Origin of the sequence: uncultured Georgenia sp., assembly GCF_937958535.1 — a bacterium.
In the GTDB taxonomy this organism is placed as follows: domain Bacteria; phylum Actinomycetota; class Actinomycetes; order Actinomycetales; family Actinomycetaceae; genus Oceanitalea.
In genome coordinates, this window is the sequence record NZ_CALGNQ010000179.1 from 1 (window position 1) to 4,264 (window position 4,264).

A 4,264-nucleotide genomic window follows, 5' to 3' on the forward strand; every position below is an offset into this window, starting at 1 on the left:
GAGCGGGGTCGAGCACCGTCACCGCCCACAGCCGCCGCGTCCCGGGGTCGCGCAGCAGCGCCCGGTCCCCGACCCGCAGCGGCTGCGGGTGCTCGAGGCGCAGGCGCGCCAGGCCCTCGCCCAGCGGCCGGTGGTGGACGGTGAGGAGCGTCGAGCCGAGGTGGAGGACCGGTCGCTGCGGGACCGGGCCGTCCCCGAGCCGCGGCGGCCCGACCCGCACGTCGACGACGTCGGTGTGGTGCCAGGCCCCGGGCGTCACGAGCACGTCGCCGCGGGCGACCGGGGCGCCGCCGGCGAGGTTGAGCGCCACCCGGGCCACCCCCTCGGCACACGGGACGTCCCGGCCGAGCGACTGCACGGCCCGCACCCGGTGCTCCGTGCCGGCGCTCGCCAGCCGGTCGCCGGGCGCCACCCGCCCGGCGGGCAGCGTCCCGGTCACCACGGTCCCTGCCCCGGCCACCGTGAAGCTGCGGTCCACCCACAGCCGCACCGCCGCGTCCGCCGGCGGCGACGGGAGGGCGGACACCATCCGGGCCAGCGCCGCGCGCAGCTCGTCCAGCCCCCCTCCGGTGCGGGCGCTCACCGCCACCGCGGGGACGCCACGCAGGGACGTCGCCGCCAGCTCGGCCAGCGCACGCTCCCGGGCCGGTCCGGGGTCGGCGAGGTCGGCCCGGGTCACCGCGAGCACGCCGTGCTCCACCCCGAGCGCGTCGAGGGCGGCGAGGTGCTCGGCAGCCTGCGGCATCCACGGGTCGTCCGCGGCGACGACGAAGAGCACCGCCGGGACCGGCCCCAGCCCGGCGAGGGTGGTGCTGATGAACCGCTCGTGTCCCGGGACGTCGACGAAGGCCACCTCACCCGCCCCCGGCAGCGTGGTCCACGCGTAGCCGAGCTGGATCGACAGGCCGCGGCGGCGCTCCTCGGCGAGTCGGTCCGGCTCGGTGCCCGTGAGGGCGCGGACGAGCGCGGACTTGCCGTGGTCGACGTGCCCCGCGGTGGCGACGACGTGCATCACACCTGCCCGGCCGCGGTCCGCACCGCCTCGGCGAGCGCGGCGTCCTGCTCGGGCGGGACCGCGAGGAGGTCGAGCAGCAGCCGTCCGCGGTGGGCGCGGCCGAGCACCGGCAGCGGGCCCGTGCGCAGGGGCACGGCGAGCCGGTCGTCCACCGCCACCGCGGCGCTGGGCAGCTCCACCCCGGGAGCCCCGCCGCCCCCGACGGCGCCGACACTCTCCACCGCCTCCGCCGGGACGTGCGGCGCCAGCGCCGCGACCAGCGCCCGGGCGCGGCGCAGCAGCTCGGCCCGGTCGGCCTCCAGACCCGCCCGGACCGGCGGCACCGGCCCGGTGAGCGTGGCCTCCAGCGCGGCGAGGGTGAGCTTGTCCACCCGCACGGCCCGCGCGAAGGGGTGGCGGCGCAGCCCCTCGACGACGTCGGCGTCCCCGAGGAGCAGGCCGCACTGCGGGCCGCCGAGCAGCTTGTCGCCGGAGGCGGTGACCACCCTCGCCCCCGCCCGCAGCGCCCCGGCGGCGGTGGGCTCCTCGGGCAGCCGCGGATGTGGGGCGAGCAGCCCGGAGCCGATGTCGACGACCACCGGCACCGGCAGGCCGGCCAGCCGCTCGACCGGGACGCTCGAGGTGAACCCGGTGACCCGGAAGTTGGACGGGTGGACCTTGAGCACGAACGCGACGTCGTCGTCGACCGCGGCGGCGTAGTCCTCCAGCCGGACCCGGTTGGTCGTGCCCACCTCCCGCAGGCGGGCACCGACCGACTCGAGCAGCTCGGGGATCCGGAACCCGTCTCCGATCTCGACGAGCTCGCCGCGGGCGACGACGACCGACCGGCCCGCGGCCAGCACGAGGGTCACCAGGGCGAGGGCGGCGGCGCCGTTGTTGACGACGTGGACGCCCCCGGCGTCCGGGACCGCGCGGGCCAGTGCCGCCAGCGCGCCCCGGCCGCGGCGTCCGCGTCGCCCGGTGGCCAGGTCGAGCTCGACGTCGGTCGCGCCCGCCGCCACCGCGAGGGCCTCCACCGCCGCCGCCGACAGGGGCGCCCGGCCGAGGTTGGTGTGGACGAGGACCCCGGTCGCGTTGACCACCCGCCGCAGCGACGTCGCCGCCGGCGGCAGCGCCGCGAGCGCCACCGCGACGACGTCCTGGGGGCGCACCCGCCCCTGCCGGCACTCCTCGATGGCGTACCGGGCGGCCTCCTTGACCAGCTGCGGCCCGAGCCGGGCGGCCGCCGCGACCAGGGCGGGGTCGGCGAGCACGGTGTCGGTGCGCGGCGTCGCGCGCCGGTGGTCCAGCACTACCAGCCTCCCTGGGGGTCGGTGGCGGAGGCGGACGGGAATCGAACCCGCCTGGCCGAGGTGCTCGACCACAACGGCTTTGAAGACCGCGCCCGTCACCAGACGGGATACGCCTCCGCCACGCAGCCTAGCGACCGCCCCGTCCACCGGTCGCTCGCCCCGGCTACCCTGGCGTCCGTGACCACCGCCACACATCCAGGACTCCGCCTCACCCAGTTCGCCTCGGGCGGCGGGTGCGCCTGCAAGGTCCCGCCCGGCGAGCTCGAGCGCGTCCTGGGTGGCCTGCCGCAGACCGCCCACCCCGACCTCCTCGTCGGCGTCGAGAACGGTGACGACGCCGCCGCTGTGCGGATCGACGGCACGCGCGCCGTCATCGCCACTGCCGACTTCTTCACACCCGTCGTCGACGACCCCTACGACTTCGGCCGCATCGCCGCGACGAACGCGCTGTCCGACGTCTACGCGATGGGCGGCGCCCCCCTCGTCGCCGTCAACCTCCTCGCCTGGCCGCGCGACCGCATCCCCTTCGACGTCGCCGCGGAGGTGCTGCGCGGCGGCGCGGCGGTGTGCGAGGCGGCCGGCGTCATCCTCGGCGGCGGGCACAGCGTCGACGACCGCGAGCCGAAGTACGGGCAGGCCGTCACCGGCATCGCCGACGCCGACCGGCTGCTGCGCAACGACGCCGGCCGGGCCGGGCTGCCGCTGACGCTGACCAAGCCGCTCGGGCTCGGCGTGCTCAACAACCGGCACAAGGCCACCGGTGAGCGCTTCGCGGAGGCGGTGGCCGTCATGACCACCCTCAACCGGGACGCGGCCCGCGCGGCGCTCGCGGCCGGGGTCACGGCCGCCACCGACGTCACCGGATTCGGGCTGCTCGGCCACCTGTACAAGCTCGCCCGCGCGAGCGGGGTCAGCGCGGTGGTCGAGGCCGCGGCGGTGCCGTACGTCGCCGGTGCCCGCGAGTCCCTCGCTGCCGGGTACGTGCCGGGCGGCAGCCGCCGGAACCTGGACTGGGTGCGGCCGCACCTGCGCTCCGACGTCTCCGACGACGAGCTCCTCCTGCTCGCCGACGCCCAGACCTCCGGCGGGCTGCTCGTCGTCGGGGAGCTGCCCGGCCACCCCGTCATCGGGGAGCTCGTCCCCGCCGAGGAGTGGACCGTCCGGGTGCGCTGAGCATCGCCGGACGGCTGCGTGTGTCGGACGGCCGCGCTACGGTGACCAGGGACGGGAGGGTGAGCGATGACGACGTTCCTCAACTGGCCGGTCCTGCGCCAGCTCACGGGGACGGACGTGCTCGGCCGCGGCAAGGCCGCGCGCTCGCGGCGCACGGAGGAGCTCACCCCGCGCACCGCCACCGCCGACCGGGTGGCGCGCAGCGTCTGCCCCTACTGCGCCGTGGGCTGCGGACAGCGGGTCTACGTCAAGGACGAGCAGGTCGTCCAGATCGAGGGGGACCCGGACAGCCCGATCTCCCGGGGCCGGCTGTGCCCCAAGGGATCGGCGAGCAAGAGCCTGGTCACCGCACCCGACCGGCTGGAGAAGGTCCGCTACCGGCGCCCGTACGGCACCGAGTGGGAGGACCTGGACCTCGACACGGCGATGGAGATGATCGCCGACCGGGTCCTGGAGACCCGCGCCCGCACCTGGCAGCAGACCGACGCCGAGGGCCGCTACCTGCGCCGCACCATGGGCATCGCCGCCCTCGGCGGGGCCACCCTGGACAACGAGGAGAACTACCTCATCAAGAAGCTCTTCACCGCACTGGGCGCGGTGCAGATCGAGAACCAGGCCCGGATATGACACTCCGCCACGGTCCCCGGTCTGGGGACCAGCTTCGGTCGCGGCGGGGCCACCAACTTCCAGCAGGACCTCGCGAACGCTGACTGCATCGTCATCCAGGGGTCGAACATGGCCGAGGCCCACCCGGTGGGCTTCCAGTGGGTGATGGAGGCCAAGC

4 protein-coding genes and 1 tRNA gene are annotated in these 4,264 nt (G+C 76.6%); 2 read left to right on the forward strand and 3 right to left on the reverse strand.

Going from position 1 to position 4,264, the window contains the following annotated elements:
* From Q0195_RS09395 to Q0195_RS09405, 3 genes are all read right to left on the reverse strand, one after another.
* Nucleotides 1–1,012 (reverse strand): GTP-binding protein (locus Q0195_RS09395; protein WP_299277506.1); only part of this gene is annotated, 1,012 nt, incomplete at its 3' end.
* Nucleotides 1,012–2,307, reverse strand: a complete 1,296-nt coding sequence (selA, locus tag Q0195_RS09400) for an L-seryl-tRNA(Sec) selenium transferase (protein ID WP_366518090.1) — start codon at nucleotides 2,305–2,307, stop codon at nucleotides 1,012–1,014. The genes Q0195_RS09395 and selA, both read right to left, overlap by 1 nt.
* A gap of 22 nt (nucleotides 2,308–2,329) precedes the next feature.
* A tRNA-Sec gene (locus tag Q0195_RS09405) sits at nucleotides 2,330–2,424 on the reverse strand.
* Nucleotides 2,425–2,484: 60 nt separating this feature from the next.
* Between Q0195_RS09405 and selD the strand changes: the two genes are divergently transcribed.
* Both selD and Q0195_RS09415 read left to right on the forward strand, forming a co-directional pair.
* Complete coding sequence (gene selD, locus Q0195_RS09410; protein ID WP_299277508.1) at nucleotides 2,485–3,480, forward strand: selenide, water dikinase SelD; 996 nt, start codon at nucleotides 2,485–2,487, stop codon at nucleotides 3,478–3,480.
* A gap of 66 nt (nucleotides 3,481–3,546) precedes the next feature.
* On the forward strand, nucleotides 3,547–4,264 hold a 718-nt coding region (locus Q0195_RS09415), incomplete at its 3' end, for a molybdopterin-dependent oxidoreductase (RefSeq protein ID WP_299277511.1).